The sequence below is a fragment of the Nocardiopsis sp. iso_40 genome, from assembly GCF_056173285.1.
Genome location: NZ_CM149666.1, coordinates 5,909,222 through 5,932,685 on the forward strand (window position 1 = coordinate 5,909,222; position 23,464 = coordinate 5,932,685).

The 23,464-nt window shown below is 71.0% G+C and carries 21 protein-coding genes and 1 tRNA gene; 13 read left to right on the forward strand and 9 right to left on the reverse strand.

Going from position 1 to position 23,464, the window contains the following annotated elements:
• Positions 1-442: 442 nt before the first annotated feature.
• Positions 443-1,003 (reverse strand): hypothetical protein, encoded by a 561-nt coding sequence (locus AC0VYD_RS25870; RefSeq protein ID WP_475477916.1) that lies wholly within the window; start codon positions 1,001-1,003, stop codon positions 443-445.
• A 307-nt stretch (positions 1,004-1,310) separates the two neighbouring features.
• Between AC0VYD_RS25870 and AC0VYD_RS25875 the strand changes: the two genes are divergently transcribed.
• Both AC0VYD_RS25875 and AC0VYD_RS25880 read left to right on the forward strand, forming a co-directional pair.
• The gene (locus AC0VYD_RS25875; protein WP_475477917.1) at positions 1,311-1,709 is read left to right on the forward strand and encodes a helix-turn-helix domain-containing protein; all 399 of its coding nucleotides are present in this window, start codon (positions 1,311-1,313) and stop codon (positions 1,707-1,709) included.
• The gene (locus AC0VYD_RS25880) at positions 1,702-2,973 is read left to right on the forward strand and encodes a HipA domain-containing protein (RefSeq protein WP_475477918.1); all 1,272 of its coding nucleotides are present in this window, start codon (positions 1,702-1,704) and stop codon (positions 2,971-2,973) included. Before AC0VYD_RS25875 ends, AC0VYD_RS25880 begins: the two co-directional genes overlap by 8 nt.
• Positions 2,974-3,434: 461 nt before the next feature.
• Here the strand turns inward: AC0VYD_RS25880 and AC0VYD_RS25885 are convergent.
• Together AC0VYD_RS25885 and AC0VYD_RS25890 are read right to left on the reverse strand one after the other, a co-directional pair.
• Positions 3,435-3,510: transfer RNA gene (locus AC0VYD_RS25885), tRNA-Arg, on the reverse strand.
• Positions 3,511-3,659: 149 nt separating this feature from the next.
• Positions 3,660-4,910, reverse strand: coding sequence for an aspartate aminotransferase family protein (locus tag AC0VYD_RS25890; RefSeq protein ID WP_452543111.1), 1,251 nt, complete (start codon positions 4,908-4,910; stop codon positions 3,660-3,662).
• A gap of 159 nt (positions 4,911-5,069) precedes the next feature.
• Between AC0VYD_RS25890 and AC0VYD_RS25895 the strand changes: the two genes are divergently transcribed.
• Entirely contained in the window at positions 5,070-6,533 is a 1,464-nt protein-coding gene (locus AC0VYD_RS25895; protein ID WP_475477919.1) for an NAD-dependent succinate-semialdehyde dehydrogenase, read from the forward strand.
• Positions 6,534-6,570: 37 nt separating this feature from the next.
• Here AC0VYD_RS25895 and AC0VYD_RS25900 read toward each other — a convergent pair whose 3' ends face one another.
• From AC0VYD_RS25900 to AC0VYD_RS25915, 4 genes are all read right to left on the reverse strand, one after another.
• A complete protein-coding gene (locus AC0VYD_RS25900; RefSeq protein ID WP_475477920.1) occupies positions 6,571-7,296 on the reverse strand; it encodes a GntR family transcriptional regulator in 726 nt (241 codons plus the stop codon).
• Between the two features lie 78 nt (positions 7,297-7,374).
• Positions 7,375-8,124 (reverse strand): maleate cis-trans isomerase family protein, encoded by a 750-nt coding sequence (locus tag AC0VYD_RS25905; protein WP_475477921.1) that lies wholly within the window; start codon positions 8,122-8,124, stop codon positions 7,375-7,377.
• Positions 8,125-8,162: 38 nt separating this feature from the next.
• Positions 8,163-9,008 carry a maleate cis-trans isomerase family protein gene (locus AC0VYD_RS25910; RefSeq protein WP_475477922.1) on the reverse strand — a complete coding sequence of 282 codons (846 nt, stop codon included), beginning with the start codon at positions 9,006-9,008 and terminating at the stop codon, positions 8,163-8,165.
• Between the two features lie 67 nt (positions 9,009-9,075).
• Positions 9,076-9,558 (reverse strand): DUF3830 family protein, encoded by a 483-nt coding sequence (locus tag AC0VYD_RS25915; RefSeq protein WP_191268072.1) that lies wholly within the window; start codon positions 9,556-9,558, stop codon positions 9,076-9,078.
• Positions 9,559-9,858: 300 nt separating this feature from the next.
• On the opposite strand from AC0VYD_RS25915, the gene AC0VYD_RS25920 reads away from it, so the two are divergent.
• From AC0VYD_RS25920 to AC0VYD_RS25960, 9 genes are all read left to right on the forward strand, one after another.
• Positions 9,859-10,890 carry a D-2-hydroxyacid dehydrogenase gene (locus AC0VYD_RS25920; protein WP_475477923.1) on the forward strand — a complete coding sequence of 344 codons (1,032 nt, stop codon included), beginning with the start codon at positions 9,859-9,861 and terminating at the stop codon, positions 10,888-10,890.
• A 26-nt stretch (positions 10,891-10,916) separates the two neighbouring features.
• The gene (locus AC0VYD_RS25925) at positions 10,917-12,446 is read left to right on the forward strand and encodes an amidase (RefSeq protein ID WP_475477924.1); all 1,530 of its coding nucleotides are present in this window, start codon (positions 10,917-10,919) and stop codon (positions 12,444-12,446) included.
• Between the two features lie 221 nt (positions 12,447-12,667).
• The gene (locus AC0VYD_RS25930; RefSeq protein ID WP_473037431.1) at positions 12,668-13,339 is read left to right on the forward strand and encodes a response regulator; all 672 of its coding nucleotides are present in this window, start codon (positions 12,668-12,670) and stop codon (positions 13,337-13,339) included.
• A gap of 174 nt (positions 13,340-13,513) precedes the next feature.
• On the forward strand, positions 13,514-13,900 hold the full coding sequence (locus AC0VYD_RS25935) for a hypothetical protein (protein ID WP_475477925.1): 387 nt from the start codon (positions 13,514-13,516) through the stop codon (positions 13,898-13,900).
• Positions 13,890-15,509: a sensor histidine kinase gene (locus AC0VYD_RS25940; protein WP_475477926.1), complete on the forward strand. Its 1,620-nt coding sequence runs from the start codon at positions 13,890-13,892 to the stop codon at positions 15,507-15,509. The genes AC0VYD_RS25935 and AC0VYD_RS25940 overlap by 11 nt, the downstream gene beginning before the upstream one ends.
• A complete protein-coding gene (locus AC0VYD_RS25945) occupies positions 15,506-16,165 on the forward strand; it encodes a response regulator transcription factor (RefSeq protein WP_475477927.1) in 660 nt (219 codons plus the stop codon). Before AC0VYD_RS25940 ends, AC0VYD_RS25945 begins: the two co-directional genes overlap by 4 nt.
• Before the next feature lie 110 nt (positions 16,166-16,275).
• The gene (locus tag AC0VYD_RS25950; protein WP_475477928.1) at positions 16,276-16,677 is read left to right on the forward strand and encodes a DUF1304 domain-containing protein; all 402 of its coding nucleotides are present in this window, start codon (positions 16,276-16,278) and stop codon (positions 16,675-16,677) included.
• A gap of 149 nt (positions 16,678-16,826) precedes the next feature.
• Positions 16,827-17,435: a DUF4956 domain-containing protein gene (locus AC0VYD_RS25955; RefSeq protein WP_475477929.1), complete on the forward strand. Its 609-nt coding sequence runs from the start codon at positions 16,827-16,829 to the stop codon at positions 17,433-17,435.
• A complete protein-coding gene (locus AC0VYD_RS25960; RefSeq protein WP_475477930.1) occupies positions 17,432-18,301 on the forward strand; it encodes a polyphosphate polymerase domain-containing protein in 870 nt (289 codons plus the stop codon). The genes AC0VYD_RS25955 and AC0VYD_RS25960 overlap by 4 nt, the downstream gene beginning before the upstream one ends.
• A 211-nt stretch (positions 18,302-18,512) precedes the next feature.
• Here the strand turns inward: AC0VYD_RS25960 and AC0VYD_RS25965 are convergent, their stop codons facing one another.
• Complete coding sequence (locus AC0VYD_RS25965) at positions 18,513-20,462, reverse strand: heavy metal translocating P-type ATPase (protein ID WP_475480373.1); 1,950 nt, start codon at positions 20,460-20,462, stop codon at positions 18,513-18,515.
• A gap of 367 nt (positions 20,463-20,829) precedes the next feature.
• On the reverse strand, positions 20,830-21,546 hold the full coding sequence (locus tag AC0VYD_RS25970) for a phosphatase PAP2 family protein (RefSeq protein ID WP_475480374.1): 717 nt from the start codon (positions 21,544-21,546) through the stop codon (positions 20,830-20,832).
• Between the two features lie 780 nt (positions 21,547-22,326).
• Between AC0VYD_RS25970 and AC0VYD_RS25975 the strand changes: the two genes are divergently transcribed.
• The gene (locus AC0VYD_RS25975) at positions 22,327-23,004 is read left to right on the forward strand and encodes a GntR family transcriptional regulator (protein ID WP_475477931.1); all 678 of its coding nucleotides are present in this window, start codon (positions 22,327-22,329) and stop codon (positions 23,002-23,004) included.
• The last annotated feature ends 460 nt before the right edge of the window (positions 23,005-23,464 follow it).

The following is a 23,464-nucleotide window of genomic DNA, read 5'->3' on the forward strand; positions in this document are numbered from 1 at the left end:
TCTCCGAAGGACAGCAAAAAAGAAGCCGCCCGAGCTGTTTTCACAGTTCGGGCGGCTTCTCCACTGTCTCAAGGTGGTGCACTCGGGAGGACTCGAACCCCCAACCTTCTGATCCGTAGTGGTCCTACCATCCCATGTATAAGTCCAGGTCAACGGTGCTATGTCGACCACGCCCGGACCCCTCTTCGCCACGTATTCGCCGCGCCGCCAGAACCCGTCTCCCGGTCGCCCCCTGAGAGCTCTGCGCATCCTCCGCCGCCCATGCCGTGGGAGTCGGGTCGAGTCCCATGACCGACGTCAGACGGCGGGCGAGGGTCGCTCTTGCGCCGCTGTGCAGGCCGTGCCGCACGAAACCCACAGAATCGCTTCGGTGGGGCGAGCCGGTGATTCGTGTGGACGTGCCCGCCATGTTCATCGGCTACCTGAAGATGTCCACCGCCCATCAGTTCTGCTGTCCTCGTTCGAGGCCATTCTTGCAATGTCCTCGAACGAGGACGTCGAACGAGGACGTCGAACATGCGATGCCTGAAGAGGTCGCCCTGATCGTGGAGGAGCCCCGCCGCGGCCAGGACGACGCAGTCTGGCGCAGGACGTCGCATCGATCGGCGACAGTGTTGATGCGGCAGTAGGGCTGCTCGAACAGGACGGCCAAGAACTGTGCGTCCCGCCCGCCCGAAGTGGCAGCGCGAGCTCGCTCGGCAATGTCCTCCTGACACGTGCGGATGGCTTTGATCTTTTGCGTCGTCGACTCTGCAGACTCGCGAACAGCGTCGAGCAAGTAGAGGACCCATTCGATCCAGGCGCCGTCAGCTGTCACGGCTCGCAGGAGTCGGTATCCGCACCACGTGTTAAGAATTTTGGCTAGAACTAACATGTTCCCGGGACGTGTCAGGTGTTTCGACAGGTCCTCATCACGCGTCGACCCGCATCCGGGAGGTGTGTCGGCGGGAATCCGGGCTATCTGAGTCCCGGCATACCTGCAGGCCGCGAGCATGACCCCCATGCCGCGACGCCCGACCTACCCCTCTGACCTGACCGATGACCAGTGGGCCCCGATCGGCCCCCTGCTCCTACCGGCCAAGGCCGGAGGCTGTCCCGAGAAGCACCCCGCCGCGATTGCGTGAGCTGGCCGGATATCGGGGTCCTGGTTCACCCCTGGTGCACGGCGGAACGCTCCTGAGCCAGGATGGTCCGCCTTGGCACCGCGATGGTACGCGGGACTTGTGCTGTCCTCGTTCGAGGACAAACGCGAATTGTCCTCGTTCGAGGACATGCTTACAATGTCCTCGAACGAGGACGGAGAACATGCGATGCCGGAAGAGTTCACGCTGACAGGGTGGTCCAAACTCGGCGCTCTGGTCCGCGACACCCGGCTCTCCCAGGGCCTCAGCCAAACGGCCCTGGCAGCCCGGGCCGGCGTCGCCCGCTCCTGGCTGGCCCGCGTCGAGGCCGGACACCGCGGTGCCGAACTGGAGCCCTTGCTGCGCCTCCTCGCCGCCCTGGACCTCACCCTCACCCTGCGATCAAACGGCGACGCGCCACAGGCGCAGCAGAGCCCCGATCGGACCCGTGCCGCACTCGCGCAGAAGACGGGCACCCAGCAGGACGAACCGGACGGCGTCGGCGCCGATCTCAGGGCGGCCTCGCGAGCGCGCCGGGCCTCCTGGGGCCTGCCGACCGCTGACACCAGGAGCACCGACGATGACTGAGCGTTTGGCCGTCCTGCTGTCAGGTGAGGTCGTGGGACACCTGGAACGCGCAGCCTCCGATGACGACCCCACGTTCTCCTATACGGCCGAGTACGTGCGTGACGGCGATGTGGCGCTCTCCGCGCGTCTGCCCCTCCAACGAGAACCCCACCCGGCGAAGAGAGTCAAGCCGTACCTGTTCGGGCTGCTTCCCGAGAACGAGGACGCGCGCGCCGCGTGGTCCGACCAGCTCGGGGTCTCGGTCGACGATGCCTTCGGCATTCTCGCGGCGATGGGCTGGGACTGCCCGGGGGCCGTCCAGTTCTGTCGGGAGGAGGCTCTGGAGGAGCTTCGGGCCCGTGACGGTGAGCACCACCCGATCAGCGACACCGGGATCGCGGATCGGATCCGCGCACTCGCCGGCGGGGAGCCGTCCTGGACGATGCCGGGCGAGCACTGGTCACTGGGAGGCCAGCAGGAGAAGTTCGCACTCGCGAAACTCGACGGGCATTGGCACACGGCTCATGGCAGCGCGGCCACCACGCACATCGTCAAACCGGGGATCAGACAGCTCCACCATCAGGCCCTGGTCGAGCACATCACCATGGAGGCGGCCTCCGCAGTGGGCGTGGTCGTCGCCAAGAGCACCTTCGCGCGGTTCGAAGACCAGTGGGCCATCGTGATCGACCGCTTCGACCGGTCCCTGTCCGGCGGTCGTGTCCTGCGCACGCACCAGGAGGACTTCGCGCAGGCGTGCGGGCGAATGCCCGCGCACAAGTACGAGTCCCGCAACGGTCCAGGGCTGGCGGACATGACGCGGGTCGTCACCCGAGATTCGACCGGCCTGTTCGACGACCGGCTCGCCCTCGCGGACTTCCTGATCGTCAACCTGGTGGCCGGCGCCCCCGACGGGCACGCGAAGAACATCTCCCTCCTGCGCGCACCGGGGGTGACGCGTGTGGCTCCGCTGTACGACCTCGCGACGGGGCTGGCCTACGACGCCCGGAAGGTCGAACGGTCGGTGGCCCTGTCCATCGGCGGCGAGCGCATCGCTTCACGCATCAGGCGCCACCAGGTGAGCAAAGCCGCCCAGATTCTCGGTCTCGATCCGGAGCTCCTGATCGGACGCCTGGCGACGCTGGCCGAAGCGTTCCCGAAGGCGTTCGAGCAATCCCTGGAAGGGCTGACCGATGTGGCCCCGGGCGCCGATGAAGTGGCCGAGAGGGCCCTTCCCGCATTGCGGTCCCACACCCGGCACGTCCTGGAGCGCCTCGACGATCGCTGAGTAAGAACCACATGGCCCTGCCCACGGCCTGCGGAGAGCCCCCTTGGAAGCTTCGCCCTGTGCGGGAACAGTGGGTAGTGGGCTGGCCGGATCTCAGGGTCCTGGTTCACCCCTGGTACACGGTGGAACGCTCCTGAACCAGGATGGTCCACCTTGGTACAGCGATGGGACGCGGGACCGGGGATGTGGATCCGACAGGGTTTCGACGTCCGCGCCGCTCTTGGCCTGAAGGGGTGGTGGCCGGGCGTGGATGCCGAAATAGCTACCCGGCGAGAAGTGGCCGACCTTCTGAAACGGTTGGCTCCCATGGGGCCCTGCAGGAAAAACAGCAGTTCAGAGCAGGTGCGGCCTGGAGCCCACTCGGCTCCCACACTGGATCCGCGTGTACAGCCAGGCTTTACACAAATCGGCCCCGAGCTGCGCTTGACGCTGCTCAGGGCCGATCTGCCACTGTCTCATGGTGGTGCACTCGGGAGGACTCGAACCCCCAACCTTCTGATCCGTAGTCAGATGCTCTATCCATTGAGCTACGAGTGCAGGTCTTCAGTTGTGTGTCGCCCGGTTGAGCTGCGCTCTCCCTTGCGACGTCTCCGACTCTATCACGGCATGGGAGTGCCTTCGCGCCATATTCCGGTGTGACGCGGGCCATCCGGACGCCGCCGGGACCCCGACGGCGTCCGGGCTGGTCAGGTGGCTTCTTCGACCGAAGCCGCCCACAGTTCCAGAGCGGTGTCGACCTGGTCGGCGTTGACGACGAGCGCCGGGATGAAGCGCACGACGTTTCCGGCGGGTCCGCAGGTCAGGAGCAGGAGCCCGTTCTGGGCGGCGGCCTGCTGGGCGCGCGCGGCGGCGGCGCCGTCGGGGCTGCCGTCGGGTGTCACGAACTCGTTGGCCCGCATCAGTCCGCGGCCCCGGACGTCACCGATGGCGGGGTGGGCCTCGGCGATCTTGGCCAGGCCCTGCTGGAGGCGTTCGCCCTGGCGGGCGGCGTTCTCCACCAGGCCCTCCTCCTGGATCACGTCCAGGGTGGCCAGGGCCGCGGCGCAGGACACGGCGTTGCCGCCGTAGGTGCCGCCCTGGGAACCCGGCCAGGCCTTCTCCATGACCGAGGCGGGCGCGGCGATGGCGGAGAGCGGGAAGCCGCTGGCCAGGCCCTTGGCGGTGATGACGATGTCGGGGCGCACGCCCGAGGGCTCGTGCCCCCAGAAGGTGCCGGTGCGGCCGAAGCCGGTCTGCACCTCGTCCATGACCAGCAGGAACCCGTGCTGGTCGGCCCGCTCGCGCAGACCCTGGAGGAAGGCGTCGGGAACGGGCACGTAACCGCCCTCCCCGAGGACGGGTTCGATGAACACGGCGGCGGTGTCCTTGGGGGAGGTCACCGTGGCGAACTGGTAGTCGAGCTCGCGCAGCGCGTAGTCGACGGCCTCGTCCTCGGTCATGCCGAGCCGGTAGGCGTAGGGGAAGGGCGAGACCACGACCCCGGGGACGAGCGGGCCGATCCCGGCGCGGATCTTGACCCCGGAGGTGGTCAGCGAGGCGGCGCCCATGGTGCGCCCGTGGAAGGAGCCCTGGAAGACCACGGCGTTCTGGCGGCCGGTGGCCTGGCGGGCCAGGCGGAGCGCTGCCTCCACGGCCTCACTGCCGGAGTTCACGTAGAACAGCCGGTCGAGCCCCTCGGGCAGGACCTCGCCGAGCCGCTCGGTGAGTCGGAGCAGGGGGCGGTGCATCACGGTGGTGTACTGGCCGTGGATGAGCGTCGCGACCTGTTCCTGGGCGGCGGCGACCACCTTCGGGTGGCAGTGTCCGGTACTGGTGACACCGATCCCTGCGGTGAAGTCCAGGAAGCGACGGCCGTCCTCGTCGTAGATGTGGACACCCTCGCCTCGTGCTGCGACGACCGGGGTCGCCTGCTTGAGGGCCGGGGAGAGCTCCGCCATGCGATGGCCTCAATTCCGTGTATCAGGTTCCGTAGGATTGTTGACAATCGACGCTGCTATGGAAACATCCGGGGCGTGGCGGTGTCCAGCGGGCGCACGTCGGGCAGTTCTGACCACAGGCCGCCCATACCGGGGCGGCCCGTCGACGGAGGAGACAACATGTCGGATCGCGAAGCACGGGTCGTCGAGCAGGTGGAGAAGAGGCTCTTCCTGGCCGGGAAGTGGCAGGACTCCTCCTCCGGCGCCACCTTCGGGGTCGAGGACCCCTCGAACCGGAAGGTGCTGTGCGAGATCGCGGACGCGGGCAGGGAGGACGGCCTGAACGCCCTGGACGCGGCCGCGCGGGCCCAGCCGGAGTGGGCCAAGGCCGCGCCCCGCGAGCGCAGCGAGATCCTGTACAGGAGCTACCAGCTGCTCATGGAGCGCCAGGAGGACCTGGCGGTCCTGATGACCCTGGAGATGGGCAAGCCCCTCGCCGAGGCGCGCGGCGAGATCGCCTACGCCGCCGAGTTCTTCCGCTGGTTCGCCGAGGAGGCCGTGCGGATCGAGGGCGGGTTCGCCACCTCACCGGACGGCAGGTCGCGCTTCCTCATCATGCGCCAGCCGGTCGGCCCCTGCATGCTGATCACCCCCTGGAACTTCCCCATGGCGATGGGCACCCGCAAGATCGGCCCCGCCATCGCCGCCGGGTGCACGATGATCCTCAAGCCCGCCCAGCAGACCCCCCTGTCCGCGCTGGCCCTGGCCGGCATCCTCAGTGAGGCGGGCCTCCCCGAGGGCGTGCTGAGCGTCCTGCCCACCACCGACCCCGGCGGGATCACCGAGCCCCTCCTCACCGACGGCCGGATCCGCAAGGTCTCCTTCACCGGGTCCACCGCCGTGGGCAGGAAGCTGCTGGAGCAGAGCGCGGGCCAGGTCCTGCGCACCTCGATGGAACTGGGCGGGAACGCGCCGTTCCTGGTGTTCGACGACGCCGACCTGGACGCCGCGGTGGACGGGGCGATGCTCGCCAAGATGCGCAACATCGGTGAGGCCTGCACGGCGGCCAACCGGATCTACGCGCAGTCCGGGATCGCCGAGGAGTTCTCCCGCCGGCTCAGCGAGCGCATGGGCGCGCTGCGCCTGGGCCGGGGCCTGGAGGACGGCACGGACGTGGGCCCGCTCATCGACGAGAAGGCCAGGGACAAGGTCCAGGGCCTGGTGGACGACGCCGTCGAGCGGGGCGCGCGCGTGCTCGTCGGCGGCGGTCCCGGCGAGGGCCCGGGACACTTCTACCAGCCGACGGTGCTGGCCGACGTGCCGTTCGCCGCGGAGCTGTCCACCACCGAGATCTTCGGCCCGGTGGCGCCGGTGCTCTCCTTCGACACCGAGGAGGAGGCGGTCCGGGCCGCCAACGACACCGAGTTCGGCCTGGTCAGCTACCTGTACACCCAGGACCTGAACCGGGCGATGCGGGTCAGCGAGGCCCTGGAGACCGGCATGGTCGGCCTGAACCAGGGGGTGGTGTCCAACCCGGCGGCCCCGTTCGGCGGGGTCAAGCACTCCGGGCTGGGCCGTGAGGGCGGACGCGTGGGCATCGACGAGTTCCTGGACACCAAGTACGTGGGTATCGGCGGGCTCTGATCCACCGCTGCGGTCCGGCCACCGCGGCGGGCCGGTGTCAGGCCCCGGCTTCGGTCTCCGGAGCCGGGGTCCCGTCGTCGGCCGGGAGCTCGTCGTCGGCCGGGGCGTCGGCGTTGATGCGGGCGACGGTGTCGAACATGTGCGACTCGATCAGCGTCAGGAGGCGGCCCTCGGCCCCGTCGACGATCGCGTCCAGGATGCGGCGGTGCTCCTCCAGCAGTTCCTCGGGTTCGGGGTAGACGTCCTGCATCACCGTCAGGCACATGCGGGTCTCCACCAGCAGTGTCTGCGCCATCCGCTCCAGTCGCGAGTTGCCCGCGCAGCTGACCAGGGTCTGGTGGAACTCCTGGTCGGCGTCGCTCATCGCGGTCCGGTCCCCGCTGGCCGCGGCCTCGGCCAGCCGGTCCACCGCGGGGGTGAGGCGGGCCAGGGCCTCGCCCCGGTTGCCCCGCATGATCAGCTCGCAGGCGGTCCGTTCCACCGCGAGGCGGGCCACGTAGACGTCCCGGACGTCGTCGGGGGTGAGCTCGCACACGAACAGGCCCCGGTGCCGTTCGCTGCGGAGCAGCCCCTCCTGGACCAGGCGCTGCATGGCCTCGCGGAGCGGACCCCGGCTGACACCCAGCCGGCCCGCCAGCTCGGCCTCGCCGAGCTGGTCCCCGGGCGCGAGGGAGCCGTACATGATCGCGGATCTCAGCTGGTCGGCGATCAGCTCGGCGGTGGACCGTCTGGGGACGGGTCTGAGCTGGCCAGGGGCTGACATGGGGTTCCCTTCGGATGGGGACGTACACGGACGGATCGGCAGGCCCCGAGGTTAGGGCATGCACGGCGGGCACACGCTCTACCCCCCGTCGAAGGCGTTCCCGACCACGGAGGCGCCGGAGCGGAACAGGGTGCCGGGGCCGGGTCTGGCCGCGCCCCGGCCCGCGAGCCGCAGGCCCTCCCAGACGCTCACCTGGTTGGCGGTGAGGACGGTCTTGCCCAGGAGGGCCTCCATCGGTTCGATCAGGTCCGCACTGTGCAGGGCGGTGTCCGGGACGAGGACGGCCTCGGCCCGGGGGTGGTCGTTGGAGATGGCGAAGTCGAGTGCGTCGTCGGGGTCGAGGTGGCCCACCTCGGCGGCGGTGGCGATGCCGTGGCTGGCCATGGACAGCACGGTGACGCCAGCCGCGGCGAGGAACTCCGCGAAGTGCTGGGCGAGGTCGTCCGGGTAGGTGGCGGCGACCGCGACCCGGGACAGGCGCAGTTGTCGCAGCGCGTGCACGAAGGCGAAGGACGTGCTGGAGGCCGGGGCGCCCGCGGCCTCGCGCACCCCCCGGACCTGCTCGCGGGCGCCCTCCCAGCCGTACACGAAGCTTCCGCTCGTGCAGGCCCAGACCGCGGAGTCGGCCTCCAGCGCGGCGAGCTCCCGGGCGCCCTCGGCGAGCACGCCCGCACTGCCGACGTCCAGCAGGGCGTCCACCCGGTGGGCGTCCTCGCGCATCAGTGTGTGCACCACGGGGAGTTCGACGTCCCCGCCGAGTACCGAGGCGAAGGTCTTGTAGTCGTCTTCGGCGCTGTGGCCTGGGTACAGGATTCCGACACGGGTCATGGTTCTCCTCCGGGCGCGGACGCCCTCCCTGGCGGCGGTCAGGCGGCGCTGGGCGCGGCCACCTCGAGCAGTCGCTGTCCGTGGGCCACGGCCCGACGGTCGGCGGCCCGCAGCAGGTCCCACATGGTGACCTGGTTGGCCGCTATCACCGGTTTACCCAGTTCCCGTTCCAGGGGCGCGATGATGTCGTAGGTGAGGACGTTGGTGCAGCTGATGTACACGGCCTGCGCGTCCGGGCGGTCCACCTCGTGCACCGCCCGGGCGACCTCGGCGTAGGTGACCCGCCAGATGTGGCTGAGCAGGCCGAGTCCGACGCTGGAGGTGACACCCACGCCGTGTTCGGCGAGGTAGCCGAGGAGGCGTTCGGTCACGCTGTCCACGTAGGGGGTGACCACGGCGATCCGGTCCGCCTCCAGGGTTCTCAGGGCCCGGATGAGCGCCCCCGAGGTGGTGACCGCGGCCGGGGCGCCCGCGGCCAGCATGGTCCGGTGGAGTTCCCGTTCGCCCGCCGCGCCGTGCACGAAGCTGCCCGAGGCGCAGGCGTAGCCGACCGCCAGGGGTTCGGGGGCCAGGAGTGCCCTGACCGCCCTGGTCACGCCCTTGCCCCTGCTGAGGGCGGCGGCCTGGTCGACCGTCACCGGGACGTGCACGTACGGCAGGCGGGTGAGGTGCAGCGAGACGTCGTCGGGTGCCCACCGCCACAGTTCGCGGTCGAGCGCGAAGTCGTAGGGCGCGATCACGCCGATCCCCGCCTGCCAGGGGGTCAGCATCGTCCCGGACAGTTCGACGGCTCCGCGCGGGACGGGCTGCTCGGGTACGGGTGCGGTCACCTGCAGGGGCGCTTGTTCGGCGCCGTGCTCCGGTCGGTTTCCCTCGGTCCGCATCGGTCACTCACCTCCCAGGGGGTGCTCTCTCGGGGTGTCGGGTGGGGCTGTCGTCCGGTGGGGCCGGTCAGCGGTCGAGCCGTTCGTACAGGAGCCGTTCGCCGACGCTGCCGGAGCGCCAGACGTCGTTGCACGCCTCGGCCATGGCGGGGAGGTTCTCGACGACGGTGCCGAACACGTTGCCGGGCACCCAGCCCACGTCCCCGTTGAGCAGGAGGTTGTTGCGGCCGTAGAAGAGGGCGAGGTCGATGACCCCGGGCAGGTGGTCGATGCCCTTGTCCTCCTTAAAGCTGCGGTCGAGCATGCCTCCGTCGAAGGAGAAGTAGACGAGGTCGCCGGGGATCGGGGTGACGGTGGGGTTCTCCTGGCCCGGTTCGGGGTCGGCGAACCTCGGCACCATCGTGTAGACCTCGTTGCGCGCGTACTTGGCGTGCTGGACGGCGCCGCCCTGCGGGAGGGCGTTCCACACCGCGTCGCAGGTGCGGGGCGCGTCCTTGTCGAGCAGTTCCGCCACGCAGGAGACCCCGCGTTCGGCGAGTGTGACGGTCATGTACCTGGGCACGTGGAGTCCCTTCGACGGGTGGGTGGGGATCCTGGTCGGCCACTTGAGTCACGAGAACGTTGATTGTCGACAATCTTATGATCAACATGCCGAAGGCGGCAATAGACCCCCGGGTGCACGGGTATCCCCCGGGCGTCGGGCGGGCATGTCGCGCCCTTTGATACGGAAACAGCCCTTTTGTGGATTGTTGACAATCCTATGACGGCTCCCTAGCGTTTCCCGTGCAGGGCGGACCCTCACCTCCCGACGGCAAGGCAGTCAACCGTCGCAACCGGAAAGCGCGCGCCCGTGAACAGTTCCAGCACCACCCCTTCCGCCCCCGAACGCCCGCGCCTCCTCGTCCTCCGGGGGGACGACCTGCCGCCCGGGCACGAACGCATCGACGACCACCCCGGCCTCGGCGAGGTCGTCTACACCACCGCCGACGAACTGTCCGCCAGGCTCCCCGGCGCCGACGCCCTGCTCGTGTGGGACCTGTTCACCGAGGCGCTGTCCGCCGCCTGGCCCAAGGCCGACTCCCTGGGGTGGGTGCACGCCGCCACCACCGGCGTGGACAACCTGATGTTCCCCGGTCTGGTGGAGAGCGGCGTCGTCGTCACCAACTCGCGCGGGGTGTTCGACGAGCACATCGCCGAGTACGTCCTCGGGCAGGTCGTCTCCTTCGCCAAGGACTTCCACCGCAGCTGGGACTACCAGCGGGAACGGCTGTGGAAGCACCGTGAGACCGAGCGGGTGGCGGGTGCGCGCGCCCTGGTGGTCGGCACCGGGCCCATCGGCCGCGCCATCGCCCGCAAGCTCCGTGCCGTCGGCATGGACGTCCGCGGCTCGGGAAGCCACGCCCGGGACGGCGACCCCGACTTCGGCCACGTCGCCGAGTCCAGCCTGGCCGAGCGGGCCGACAACGGCGGGCGCACCCTGCGCGGCGAGCTCCCCGAGGCCGACTACGTGGTGATCGCCGCTCCGCTGACCCAGGCCACCCAGGGCCTGGTCGACCAGGGCTTCCTCGACCTGATGAAGCCGACCGCGCGGCTGGTCAACGTGGCCCGCGGCCCCATCGTCGTCCAGTCCGACCTGGTCAACGCCCTGGACCGGGGCTCGATCGCCGGAGCGGCACTGGACGTCTTCGAACGGGAACCGCTCAAGGCCATCAGCCCGCTGTGGGGCCTGCCCGGATCCGTCGTCTCGCCGCACATGTCCGGTGACGTGGTCGGTTGGCGCGACGACCTGGTGGAGCTGTTCCTGGACAACCTCGCCCGCTACCTGGACGGGCGGGAACTGTGCAACGTCGTGGACAAGAGCCGGGGCTACGTACCCGGCTGACCCCTCGCGTGACTTGGGAGGCTGAAGTGACGATCCGTTCCGACCGGGCCGGGACCGACAACGCTGGTGCGGCCGTCGGTGCGGCCGAAGGATCCGCCGGAGCCGAGACTGGGGCCGCACGCGGCGTCCCGCCGGCGCGCTCCGGAGATCCCGTGACACCGGCCGACCTGTCCGCCGAACAACTCCTGCACGCCTACTCCACCGGGGAGCTGTCCCCGGTGGAGGCGGTGGAGGCGGTGCTCGAACGCATCGAGCAGGACAACCCGGCTCTGAACGCCTTCTGCCTGGTGCGCCCGGAGGAGGCCCGGGAGGCTGCCCGCGCCTCCGCCGAGCGGTGGCGGCGCGGCGAGCCCTCCGGGAGGCTCGACGGGGTGCCCGCCTCCGTCAAGGACATCCACCTGACGAAGGGCTGGCCCACCCTCAAGGGCTCGGTGACCTCCTCGCAGGAGGGCCCCTGGGAGGAGGACTCACCGGTGGTGGCCCGGATGCGCGAGCAGGGGGCGGTCTTCGTCGGCAAGACCACCACCCCGGAGCTGGCATGGAAGGGCGTCACCGACAACCCGCTCACCGGGATCACCCGCAACCCTTGGGACCTGTCCACCACCCCCGGCGGCTCCAGCGGGGGCGCGACGGCCGCGGTGGCGGCCGGGATGGGGCCGCTGGCCACCGGGACCGACGGGGGCGGTTCCATCCGCATACCGGCCAGCTTCAGCGGGGTCTGCGGGATCAAACCCACCTGGGGCCTGGTCCCGCACTACCCGGCGAGCCCGTTCGGGTCGCTGGCGCACACCGGGCCGATCACGCGGACCGTGGGCGACATGGCGCTGATGCTGGACGTGGTCTCGGGCTTCGACTCCCGGGACTGGATGGCGATGCCGGCGCCGGGGCCCGGTCTGGCCGAGGCCGGACGCGGTACCGACCCCGGGGAACTGGTCCGGGGGCTGCGGATCGCCTACAGCCCCACCCTGGGCGGCCTGGACGTGGACCCGGAGGTGGCCCGTGCGGTCGCCGAGGCGGTACGGGTGTTCGAGTCGCTGGGCGCCGACGTGGAGGAGGCGGACCCGGGCCTGCCGGAGTCCGTGGACGAGTTCCACGTGCTCTGGTACTCGGGTGCGGCCAAGGCCACGGAGAAGCTCACCGAGCGGGAGCGCGAACTCCAGGACCCCGGTCTGCGGGAGATCGTCGAGGAGGGCCTCACCTACTCGGCGCAGGACTACCTGACCGCGATGGCCCTGCGCATGGCCATGGGCGCCCGGATGGGCCGCTTCCACGAGACCTACGACCTGCTGCTGACGCCGACCATGCCGATCGTGGCCTTCGAGGCCGGGCTGGAGTCGCCGCCGGAGCTCGCCGGACGGCGGTGGACGTCCTGGGCCGGGTTCAGCTACCCGTTCAACATGACCCAGCAGCCCGCCGCGAGCGTGCCCTGCGGGTTCAGCGGTTCGGGGCTGCCCATCGGCCTCCAGGTGGTGGGACCCCGCCACTCCGACGCACGCGTGCTGCGGGCCTGCCGCGCCTACGAACTCGCCCGTCCCTGGGCCGCACGGCGGCCGTGAGACGCAGTGGACGGTGACGAGATGGTGACGATGAGGCGACGGTAGTCACACCCGCACCGGCCGTGATCAGGCACGTTGCTCCCCGGGCAGGATTTTTGTCCGATTCCAGGACCTTTGCCCGGGGAGTTCGGTGCCCTAAGGCCCCCGCTGGACCCCCCGCAGGCGTTAACGTCTTCCTCGAAGGGGTGTCACGTGCGCGCGAACGCGGGATGAGGAGAGAGATGACTGGCGGTGGGGCCGAGGGTGCTCGGAAGCAGATCAGGGTCTTCCTCGTCGACGACCACGAGGTCGTCCGGCGCGGTGTGGCCGCGCTGCTGGAGACCGAGGACGACATGACCGTGGTGGGTGAGGCCGGGACCGCCGAGCAGGCACTGGCACGGATCCCCGTCGTCCTGCCCGACGTCGCCGTGCTCGACGTGCGGCTGCCCGGGGGCTCCGGCGTCCAGGTGTGCCGGGAGATCCGCTCCGACCACCCCCAGATCGCCTGTCTGATGCTCACGTCCTTCGCCGACGAGGACGCCCTCTACGACGCCGTCATGGCCGGTGCCGCCGGCTACGTGCTCAAGCAGATCCACGGCGCCGACCTGGTCGGCGCGGTGCGCACGGTCGCCGCGGGCGGCTCCCTGCTGGACTCGGGCAGCACCGGGGCGATGCTGGAGCGGCTGCGCGGCGCCCAGGCCGAACCGGACCCGCTGGCTGAGCTGACCCCGCAGGAGCGGCAGATCCTCGACCTGATCGGCGAGGGCATGACCAACCGGCAGATCGGCGAGCGGCTGTACCTGGCCGAGAAGACCGTCAAGAACTACGTGTCCGCGCTGCTGGCCAAGCTGGACCTGAAGCGCCGCACCCAGGCCGCGGTCCTGGTCGCCGAACTCCGCGGCCGCCGCTACTAGGACGTCCCCTACCAGGGCGCCCCTTCCCGGGCCTGCGCCCCGCGCTGGGCCCCGTACCGCCGCGTGCGGTGTGCCCCGGCGACCTGCGACCTGCGACCTGCGACCTGCGAGAATGAGGATTCCCTCATGTCCGCTTCATCCGGGCGCCGTCTTCCTCGGGGATGCTCGACAGGTATGAGACCACCTCTGGTACCGCTGGCCGTCGGGGCGCTGACAGTCGTCGCCGCCGCGACCGCCGCCCTGCTCTGGGTGTTGTTCCTGCGCACCCCCGACCCGGCGCCCGCCGCCGAGGTGGTGGTCGGGGAGTCGCCCGGGGCCTCCGAATCCGAACCCGAGGACGACGGGGTGGTCGCCCCCCTGCCTCCCGTCACCGACTGGGGCGGTGAGGGATCCGCCGAGAGCCCCGGCCCCGAGCCCTCCCCCGCTCCGCCGACGGGCTTCCCGTTCGACTGCCTCGACGAGGGCACGGACCACGAGGCCTGGGGAGAGGACGAGTGGGACGACTGGTGGGAATCCTGCCTGGACGCGCGGTACGAGGACGGGGACGACGATGACGGCTGACCACGGGGGTTCCCCCGACGCCACCGCCTCCCCTCCTCCCCCGGGCTCCTCCAGCCCGGGACCGGACGGCACCGCGGTCCTGCCCACCCTCGTCATGCGCGGACCCCAGCCCGAGGTCCCCCAGCGCCGCCGGGTGCCCGCACGGCTCCGCATCATGGTGTGGGTCGTCCTGCTGATGGCCGCCGTCCTCGTGCTGGTCAACGTCCTCACCTGGAGTGCGCTGACCGCCCGGACCGACGAACGGGTGGACACGGCCCTCAGCCAGGAGATCGCCGAGTTCCAGGAGTTCGCGGCGATCGGGGTCGACCCCGGAACGGGGGAGGCCTTCACCGACGTCGCCTCACTCATCAGGGTCCACCTGGAGCGCCAGTACCCCGAGGACTCCGAGATCCTCTTCGGCTGGGTCGACGTCCCCGAGGGCTCGGGCGGGTCGGCGGAGCCCGGAGGCCGGGGCTCCGACGGCACCGGGACGGGGCGCATCCGGCAGGGGCAGGAACCGCCGCACGACCTGTCCGGGGACCCCGCCGCGGTGGCGGAGATCCTGGACTCCCCCGACGCCCGCGGCGTCCTGGACACCCCCGCGGGCCCGGTCGAGTGGGAGAAGATCCGGGTACTCGCGCCGGAGGGCGGGGACGGCGCGGCGGGGTGGTTCGTGATCGGCTACTTCACCGCCCGGGACCACGGCACCGACGCCGGGGCCATGGGCACTCTCGCCGTGGTGAGCGCGCTCGGCCTGGCCGCCGCGGCCACCGCCTCCTGGTGGGTGGCCGGACGTATCCTCGCCCCGGTCCGGCTGGTCCGGCAGACCGCCGCGGAGATCTCCGAGGAGGACCTCACCCAGCGCATCGAGGTGTCCGGGCGGGACGACATCGCGGCCCTGGCCGAACAGTTCAACAGCATGCTGGACCGGTTGGAGGGGGCGTTCACCGCCCAGCGCCGGTTCGTCGACGACGCCGGCCACGAGCTCCGCACCCCCATCACGATCGTGCGCGGCCACCTGGAGCTCATGGGCGACGGCCCCGAGGAGCGCCGGGAGGTGGTCCGGCTGGTCACCGACGAGCTGGACCGGATGGGCCGCATCGTCGAGGACCTGCTGCTGCTGGCCAAGGCCCAACAGCCCGACTTCGTGCGCCCCCGGCCGGTCTCCCTGGCCGAGCTCACCAGCGACATCGACGCCAAGGTGCGGCAGCTCGGCGACCGGGACTGGCGGCTGGAGTCCCTGGCGGAGGAGGACGTGCGCCTGGACCCCCAGCGCGTCACCCAGGCGATGGTCCAGCTCGCCGCCAACGCCGTGCGGCACACCGGCCAGGGGTCCACCGTGCGGATCGGTTCGGCGGTCGACGGCTCCCGGGTCCGGCTCTGGGTGGCCGACCGGGGGCCGGGCATCCCCGCCGAGGAGCACGGCCGGATCTTCGAACGCTTCTCACGGGGCGGCGGCGCCGCGCGCGGGGACCGCGGCGCCGGCCTGGGCCTGGCCATCGTCCGCGCCATCGCCGAGGCCCACCACGGGCGGGTCGACCTGCGTTCCGCGCCCGGCGCCGGGTCCGTGTTCACCCTCGACCTGCCCCTCGTCCCCCTCGACAGCCGCGTTGGAAGGGAACACCCGTGAGCCGGGTACTCATCGTCGAGGACGAGGAACGGATCGCCTCGTTCGTCCGCAAGGGCCTGACCGCCAGCGGCTTCACCGCGACCGTCGTCGGTACCGGCGGGGAGGCCGTCGACTACGCGGTCACCGGGGGCTTCGACCTCATGCTGCTGGACCTGGGGCTGCCCGACACCGACGGCTTCGACGTCCTGCGGCGCATCCGTGCGATGGGCGTGGACACCCCCGTGGTGATCCTCACCGCACGCGACGGGGTGCGCGACACGGTGACGGGGCTGGAGATCGGCGCGGACGACTACGTGACCAAACCGTTCCGGTTCGAGGAACTGCTGGCGCGGGTACGGCTGCGGATGCGGGCCGAGCGGACCGGCGCCCTGACGGTACTGGTCGCGGGCGGACTGTCCCTGGACCTGCGCACCCGGCGGGTGGCGGTGGAGGGGACCGCGACGGACCTGACGGCGCGCGAGTTCGCCCTGCTGGAGCTGCTCATGCGGCATCCGGGCCAGGTGCTCACCCGACAGCAGATGCTCTCCCACGTGTGGGGTTACGACTACGACCCGGGTTCCAACGTGGTGGACGTGTTCGTGCGCGCGCTGCGCCGCAAGGTGGGTTCGGAACGCATCGTGACGGTGCGGGGCATGGGGTACCGGCTCGACGGCTGAGCGGTCGACGGCCCCCGCCTGCTGGCCCGTGACCGCCCGGGCCGCGCGCCTGCCGACACCGGTGCTCCGGGGTCCGCCCAGAGGAGGGGTCGTTGCCCTAAGCTCCGGTCATGGTCATCCTCGGTCTGGTGTTCGCGCTCGTGGGCGCACTCGTCCACGTGTACGTCTTCGTCCTGGAGTCTCTCCTGTGGACGTCCCCGCGGGGCCGGGCGGTGTTCGGCACGACCGAGGAGGGGGCCCGGGCGACCCGGGAGCTCGCGTTCAACCAGGGGTTCTACAACCTCTTCCTGGCGGTGTCCGTGGTCGTGGGCGCGGTGCTCGTGGGCACCGGGGCCACGGGCGCCGGGGCCACGGGCGCCGGGGCCGCCCTGGTGTACGCGGGCGCGGGTTCGATGGTGCTGGCCGGAACGGTGCTCGCCGTCTCCTCGCCGGGCAAGCTCCGTCCCGCGCTGATCCAGCTGGCACCGCCCCTGGCGGGCGTGGTCCTGCTGACCCTCGGGCTCCTGGGGTGAGGACCGCCGGAGCCGCCGAGGTGTGAGCGGGGCGGCCTCGGGTCCGGCCGCCGTCCGCGTCCCCTCCTGGGAACGAGGTCCCCGCAAAGATGAGGGTTCCCTCATCCGGCGCTCACCGGCACCTCACCGGGGCCGGACACCGTGGTCACATGTTCTGGTTCGCTCTGGCGGTCGATGTGGCCGCGATCACGGTGTTGTCCTACGTCCTCTACTTCCGCAGGCACGGCCGGCGGGACCTGCTGCTCGCCTACGCGGCGCTCAACGTCGGCATTTTCGCCGTGGTGTCGATGCTGACCCAGCAGGAGGTGGGCCTGGCGGTCGGCTTCGGCCTGTTCGGGGTGCTGTCGATCCTGCGGCTGCGTTCGGACCTGATCAGCCAGGGGGAGATCGGCTACTACTTCGTGGCGATCGCCCTCGGTCTGGTGAACGCGGTCGCCGACCCCGCCCCGGGGCTCCTGTTGGGGCTGAACGCGCTCCTGCTGGCCGTCCTCTACGTGGCGGGGCACCCGAGGCTCTTGGCCCGCACCCGGCGGCGGATCATGACCCTGGACGTGGTGCACGAGGACCCGGTCGCGCTCCGGCAGGACCTGGAGGGTCGGCTGCGCGGCCGGGTGAGGCACGTGGACGTGACCGAGGTGGACTACGTGCGCGACCTCATGGTGGTGGACGTGCGCTTCCAGGAGCCGAGGCTGGACGCGGTCCCCGGTCCGGCCGCCGGGCGCCGGGCACCGATGGCCGCCTGGCGGGGTGACCGTTGATCCCGCGCACCACCGGAACGACGGCCCCCGTCCCAGGCCCGCCCGAGCTGGCCGGGCTGCGGCCCGTGTCCCTGGCCGAGCTCAACGAGCGCGCCGCCCTGGTCACCCGTACCTGCCGCAAGTACCTGCTCCCCGCCGAACTGCTGTCCGGACTGTTCACCGGGGCCGAGCGGCGGTTCGGGGTGTTGGAGATCGGCGGCCGGACCTCCTTCCTGTACTCGTCCACCTACCTGGACACCCCGGAGCTGCGGACCTTCCACGACCACCGGCAGGGGCGGCGGCTGCGCTACAAGGTGCGCACCCGTACGTACGTGGACACGCGGACCCGGATGTTCGAGGTGAAGCTGAAGGGCGCGCGCGGGACCACCGAGAAGGTGCGGACCGAACTCCCCGCGGACGCCCCGGTGGACCGGCTGACCTGGCGGACCCGGGAGTTCCTCGACCGCTCCCTGGACCGGTGCCGGCTGGACCCGCCGGACGTGCTGCTGCCCGCCGCGGCGACCGACTACCGGCGGACCACGGTGGCGGCGTTGGACGGCCGGGAGCGGGTGACCGTCGACCGCGACCTGGTCGGGTATCGGAACGGCTGGGCGGTGCGGATGCGACCGGACGTGGTACTGCTGGAGGTCAAGACCCGGGGCGGGTTGACCGACACCGAACGGCGCCTTCACGGGCTCGGGGTGCGCGAGGTGCGGTTCAGCAAGTACGCGGCGTCGCTGGCCGCCCTCGAACCCTCGTTGCGCGGCAACCGCTGGCACCGGGCGATGGGCCACTGCATGGGCCATCCCGAACCGGCCGGGGGCAACGGACCCTCCCCGGGAGGGATTTACGAACACGCAGGTGAGATCGGTGAACGTTTCACGTGAAACGTCCAACCCCACCCGCGCGGGGGCCGGGGGCGGGCGACCGCCGCCTCGTAACCGGTCGAGGCGGCGGTCTGATCCGTGAGCCCTCTCCCGCTACAAGAGGGGGACCACGGCTCCTCAGATGCTGCCAGGCGCGGTGCCGGAAGTCACGCCGGTGTTCCGCGTCCCCGCGCGGCGGGCGGGGACGCGGAACACCGGCACCGGGGCCCGGTCAGTCTCCGGGGCGCAGGTCCAGCCCGCGCAGGAGCTGGGCGTTGAGCGCGACGATGATGGTCGACAGGCTCATCAGCACCGCGCCCACGGCGGGGGCGAGCACGAACCCGACGGGCGCCAGGACACCGGCGGCCAGCGGTACTGCCGCGATGTTGTAGCCCGCCGCCCACACGAGGTTCTGGATCATCTTCCGGTAGCCCGCCCGGGACAGTCGGCGCACCGACACCACCCCGCGCGGGTCGTCCGAGGCCAGCACCACCCCGGCGGACTCGATGGCCACGTCGGTCCCGGCCCCGATCGCGATGCCCACGTCGGCGCGCGCCAGCGCCGGGGCGTCGTTGACCCCGTCACCGACCATGGCGACCCGGCGCCCGCGTTCCTGGAGGTCGCGGACGACCGCGTCCTTCTGGTCCGGGAGGACCTGGGCGAACACCTCGTCCAGCCCCAGCTTCGCGGCGACGGCGTCGGCGACGTTGCGGGCGTCACCGGTCACCATGGCCACGCGCACCCCCTGTTCCTGCAGGCGCAGGACGGCGGCGGCAGATTCGGGGCGGACCTCGTCGGCCAGGGCCAGGGCGCCGGCCACGGCCCCGTCCACGACGACGTGCAGGACGGTCGAACCCTGTTCCCGCCAGGGACGGGTGCGTTCGGCGAGGGTGTCGGGCTCGGTGAGGTCCAGGTGCTCCAGGAGCGCGGGGCCGCCGACGTACACCTCGGTCCCGTCGACGGTGGCCTGGACGCCCCGTCCGGTCAGGGAGCGGAAGTCCGAGGCCGCGGGCACCGGCCCGGCCTCCCCGGCGGCGCGGACGACGGCCCTGGCGAGCGGGTGCTCGGAGTCGGCCTCCACCGCCCCGGCCAGGGCCAGCACGCGCTCGGCGGACTGTTCCCCGGTGGCCGCGGTGTCGCTGACCGCGGGCGCGCCCTTGGTCAGGGTGCCGGTCTTGTCGAAGAGCACCGTGTCCACCAGGCGGGTGCGTTCCAGCGCCAACCGGTCCTTGACCAGGATCCCGTTGCGGGCGGACAGGGCCGTGGAGATCGCGATGACCAGCGGGATGGCCAGCCCCAGGGCGTGCGGGCAGGCGATGACCAGCACGGTGACGGTCCGTTCGACCGCCTGGCCGCCGTCGCCGAGCAGCAGGCCCCAGACCACGGCGGTGATGACCGCGGCGGTGAGGGCGAACCAGAACAGCAGGGCGGCGGCCCGGTCCGCCAGGGCCTGTGAGCGCGACTTCGACTCCTGGGCCTCGGTGACCAGGCGCTGGATCCCGGCGAGCGCGGTGTCCTCGCCGACCGCGTCCACCCTGACCCGGACGGAGGAGTCGGTGGCGACGGTTCCGGCGACCACCCGGTCGCCCTCGGAGCGGGTGACGGTGCGGGACTCCCCGGTGATCATCGACTCGTCCACGGCCGCGCGGCCCCGGACGACGGTGCCGTCGGCGGGGACCCGGCCGCCGGAGCGGACCAGGACGGTGTCCTCGGCGCGCAGGTCCGCGATGGCGACCTCCTCGACCCCACCGTCCGAGCCGACCCGTTCCGCCTTGTCGGGCAGGAGCGCGGCGAGGGCCTCCAGTGCCCCGGAGGCCTGGCCGAGGGCGCGCATCTCCAGCCAGTGCCCGAGGAGCATCACCACGACCAGCAGGACGAGCTCCCACCAGAAGTCGAGTCCCGAGCCCACCACGCCGAGGGTGGCGAGCATGCTCGACCCGAAGGCCACGGTGATCGCCATCGCGACCAGGGTCATCATCCCGGGGCTGCGTTCGCGCAGCTCCCCCGGGACCCCGGCGAGGAAGGGCCATCCGCCGTAGAGGTAGACGACCGTACCCAGGACGGGAGGCACCCAGGTGAGGGCGTCGGGGACGTGGTAGCCGAGCCATCCGGAGATCATGTGGCTGGTGAACACCACGGGGAGGCTCAGGAGCAGGCTCCACCAGAATCTGGTGCGGAACATCGCGGCGTGGTCGCCGTGGCCCCCGTGGCCGTGCCCGCCGTGGCCTCCGTCGTGGTCCCCGCCGTGTTCACCGCGGGCCCCGGGGTCTCCGCGGCCCTGCCGGCTTCCGTGGTCCTGTCGGTGTTCGGTGTGTTCGGAGCCGCGCCGTCCTGTACTCATCTGATTCCCTCCCTGTCCGAAAATACCTCTGAGGGGTATCTGAGCCGGGGACGCCCGCGCGATCCGCGCGCCCCTACCGCAGGTATACCCCCTAGGGGTATTTCAGGCAAGACCCAGTGACCGCGGCCCCGGACGCGGACGGGCCCGGACACACGGGAACGCCCGCCGGACGACGACGGGCGTTCCTGTACGTGTTCCCGGCCGGGAGCTAGGACCCGGTCTCGGCTCCCCTGCCGTACCAGGGCCACCACTGGACGGTGTGCCCGTGCGGGATCATCCGGTCCAGGCGGATCGTGAGCCTCAGCGCGAACCCGCCCGCGATCATCCCGGCCACCAGGTCCGTGAACCAGTGGAAGTGCAGGTAGATCGAGACGGTCGACTGGAGGATCGCGATGCCCACGATGCAGTAGGCCAACCGCTTGATGATGTGCGGCCGGGCCGCCCCGAACCTGATGATGAGGAACAGCACCAGCCCGTAGATGAGGATCGCGTTGGCCCCGTGCCCGGACGGGAAGGCGACGTTGCCCGCCCCGGCGAAGAAGTCGGGGTCGTAGTTCTTGGCATGGCCCCGGCTGAACAGCAGCTTCATCACGGAGACCATCGACATCATGCCGAAGACGCCGCCCGCCCCCAGGATGATCGGTCGCCAACTCCGGTGCCAGTAGGCCAGCTGGAGCGTGGTCACGCCCAGGACCGGCAGGGCGACGTAACGGGAGGCGACGTTGTCGGGCCAGAAGATCAGGGGCTCGCGCAGGGCGTCCCAGTAGGGCCGGTGGAACTCGTTCAGGAAGTTGTCCACCGGGTGGAGCGGTCCCGCGGCCAGCATCGTCATGACGATCAGCGCGACGAAGAGCATGATCGCGATCCGGTCCGAGGCGAGCCCCCACGCGATCTCGCTCACACTCGGCCACTTGACGGCGCGCACGACGGGTGGCCCCGGCGCGTGCTCCTTGGCTCGCACCACGGGAATGGGGCCGCTGTACGGGCCGGGGTCGGGCTTGCGCTGCTCCGGCTCGTGCGGCGTTGACTGTCTGGACCGCGCGTGCCGGGTCCGCGAAGGTTGCGTCATGTGCTCAGTGCTGTCTCACACGTCGTGGGCTTGCCTGTGGCACTGCTGAGGCGTGGGGGACGGGCTAGCCGAGGTTGTTGGGACTGGTCCTGACGTTCCCGGGGCCGACACGGGGTGTTGGTAACGTACCGGGGGGCTCGCCCCCCGCACCCTCGTTCGACGGTCGGACCTTCGGACTGGTTCACGGCGTTCGTGACCGGCCCTGCGCAGGCTCGACTTCCGGGGAACGGAACTGGTCGACAGTGGCGCCCTCGTTGGCGCCCGTCACCGCTTCGGTTCGGTCGGTCAGCGCGGGTCAGTGCGCTCTCGTGAGCCCGTCGCCGTGAGGCGGGTAACGTCCCGCACGGCTTCGGGGTGGATGTTGCCAACATGCGAGCCTACCCGGACACTTCCCCTCATTGGTGGTTCCGCGGGTCAAGTGTGACCCTTCCACCTCGGACTTTGCCCTGAGACCACCCCCGGTACCGGCGCACTTCACTCGGGAGCGACCGGTTCGTGAGGCTTCCGTTAGCTGTTCGAGGCCGACCGTCCGGTCGACCCGCACAGGTGTGGCACTCTTCAAGGAGCCTGTCAGACGCTGGAGTGTGCGGGCCCGTGTACTGGTCGTACGCGGGCCGGAAAACGGAAGGGCCCTGGATGGTCGACCTCCCACAGTTGCCGGACGACCCCTCGAAACTGGCTCGTGAGCCGTTGCGGGAGCAGATCCGGCAGGTACTGGTCGAGGGTCTGCTGTCCGGACGGTGGCAGCCCGGCGAACGCATCGTGGAACGCAGGGTCGCGACGGAGCTCAGGGTCAGCCAGGCACCGGTCCGTGAGGCCCTCCGCGAGCTGGAGACGCTGCGGCTCATCGAAACCGTGCCGAACAAGGGGGCCAGGGTCAGGGCCTTCGGTGTCCAGGACATGGCTGAGATCTACCCGGTCCGCGCCGGTCTAGAGCTCGTGGCGGCACAGTTGGCCGCCCCGCGCCTGGCCGCGGACCCCTCCTGCCTCGAACGCGAGGTGGAGGCCCTGCAGCGGGCGACCGCCCACGGGGACGTCACCGAACAGATCCGGCACAGCGTGGAGTTCCACCGCGAGGTCGTGCGGGCCGCCGACAACAGCGTGCTCCTGCACACCTGGGAGTCCCTGGGCGTGGAGGTGTGGACGGCCCTGTCGGTGCGCTGGCTCAACATGGAGCTGCACGCCAAGGCGGCCGACCACGCGCAGATCACGCGGGCTTTCCGCGAGGGGGATCCGGCCGTGGGCCAGATGCTCAGCGACCACGTCCTGAACTACGTCGAGGCGGCGCTCAAGACCCACGAGGGCAGTCACTGACGCCCGCCTGAGGACCGCCCGGCCGCCCTGGCCCGTCGGCCCGGCCGACCGCTGGCCGGGCCCCTCCTGCGCCCCGCACGCTGGAGTTCCGCCATCACCTGGTGCTTTGCGCCAAACTTCGGGTATCTGCCGTAATGTTGTATTGATCGATCATCGATCAGACCGTAGAGTGTGCGCGACGCACGTCACAGCTCCGCACGCGCGTATCCCTGGTGGTACGGGGTCGTTCATCCGGCCGGTGAACGAACTCGGACGGCCTCCCGGCGGATGCTTACGGCACTCCAGACCGGGAAGCAATGCCGTCAAGGGTTACCTGCGCGACAACTGCACACGCGACCCGCATCGCTTCGCGTCCGGCAACCGGGCCCAGCCACGGCCCGGACCCGGACGCGCCCCGCAACAGCCACAGTGCCGCCGCCGATGAGCCCGGCGGCGGCACACGCCAGGACCACGCCCGACA

Coding starts and splice junctions, on each gene's coding strand:
- AC0VYD_RS25940 (WP_475477926.1), top strand. CDS start 13,890: ATGACGGCTGACCACGGGGGTTCCCCCGACGCCACCGCCTCCCCTCCT.
- AC0VYD_RS25890 (WP_452543111.1), bottom strand. CDS start 4,910: ATGGCGGAGCTCTCCCCGGCCCTCAAGCAGGCGACCCCGGTCGTCGCA.
- AC0VYD_RS25880 (WP_475477918.1), top strand. CDS start 1,702: ATGACTGAGCGTTTGGCCGTCCTGCTGTCAGGTGAGGTCGTGGGACAC.
- AC0VYD_RS25930 (WP_473037431.1), top strand. CDS start 12,668: ATGACTGGCGGTGGGGCCGAGGGTGCTCGGAAGCAGATCAGGGTCTTC.
- AC0VYD_RS25910 (WP_475477922.1), bottom strand. CDS start 9,008: ATGCGGACCGAGGGAAACCGACCGGAGCACGGCGCCGAACAAGCGCCC.
- AC0VYD_RS25905 (WP_475477921.1), bottom strand. CDS start 8,124: ATGACCCGTGTCGGAATCCTGTACCCAGGCCACAGCGCCGAAGACGAC.
- AC0VYD_RS25975 (WP_475477931.1), top strand. CDS start 22,327: ATGGTCGACCTCCCACAGTTGCCGGACGACCCCTCGAAACTGGCTCGT.
- AC0VYD_RS25900 (WP_475477920.1), bottom strand. CDS start 7,296: ATGTCAGCCCCTGGCCAGCTCAGACCCGTCCCCAGACGGTCCACCGCC.
- AC0VYD_RS25870 (WP_475477916.1), bottom strand. CDS start 1,003: ATGGGGGTCATGCTCGCGGCCTGCAGGTATGCCGGGACTCAGATAGCC.
- AC0VYD_RS25935 (WP_475477925.1), top strand. CDS start 13,514: ATGAGACCACCTCTGGTACCGCTGGCCGTCGGGGCGCTGACAGTCGTC.
- AC0VYD_RS25915 (WP_191268072.1), bottom strand. CDS start 9,558: ATGACCGTCACACTCGCCGAACGCGGGGTCTCCTGCGTGGCGGAACTG.
- AC0VYD_RS25950 (WP_475477928.1), top strand. CDS start 16,276: ATGGTCATCCTCGGTCTGGTGTTCGCGCTCGTGGGCGCACTCGTCCAC.
- AC0VYD_RS25875 (WP_475477917.1), top strand. CDS start 1,311: ATGCCGGAAGAGTTCACGCTGACAGGGTGGTCCAAACTCGGCGCTCTG.
- AC0VYD_RS25895 (WP_475477919.1), top strand. CDS start 5,070: ATGTCGGATCGCGAAGCACGGGTCGTCGAGCAGGTGGAGAAGAGGCTC.
- AC0VYD_RS25955 (WP_475477929.1), top strand. CDS start 16,827: ATGTTCTGGTTCGCTCTGGCGGTCGATGTGGCCGCGATCACGGTGTTG.
- AC0VYD_RS25965 (WP_475480373.1), bottom strand. CDS start 20,462: ATGTTCCGCACCAGATTCTGGTGGAGCCTGCTCCTGAGCCTCCCCGTG.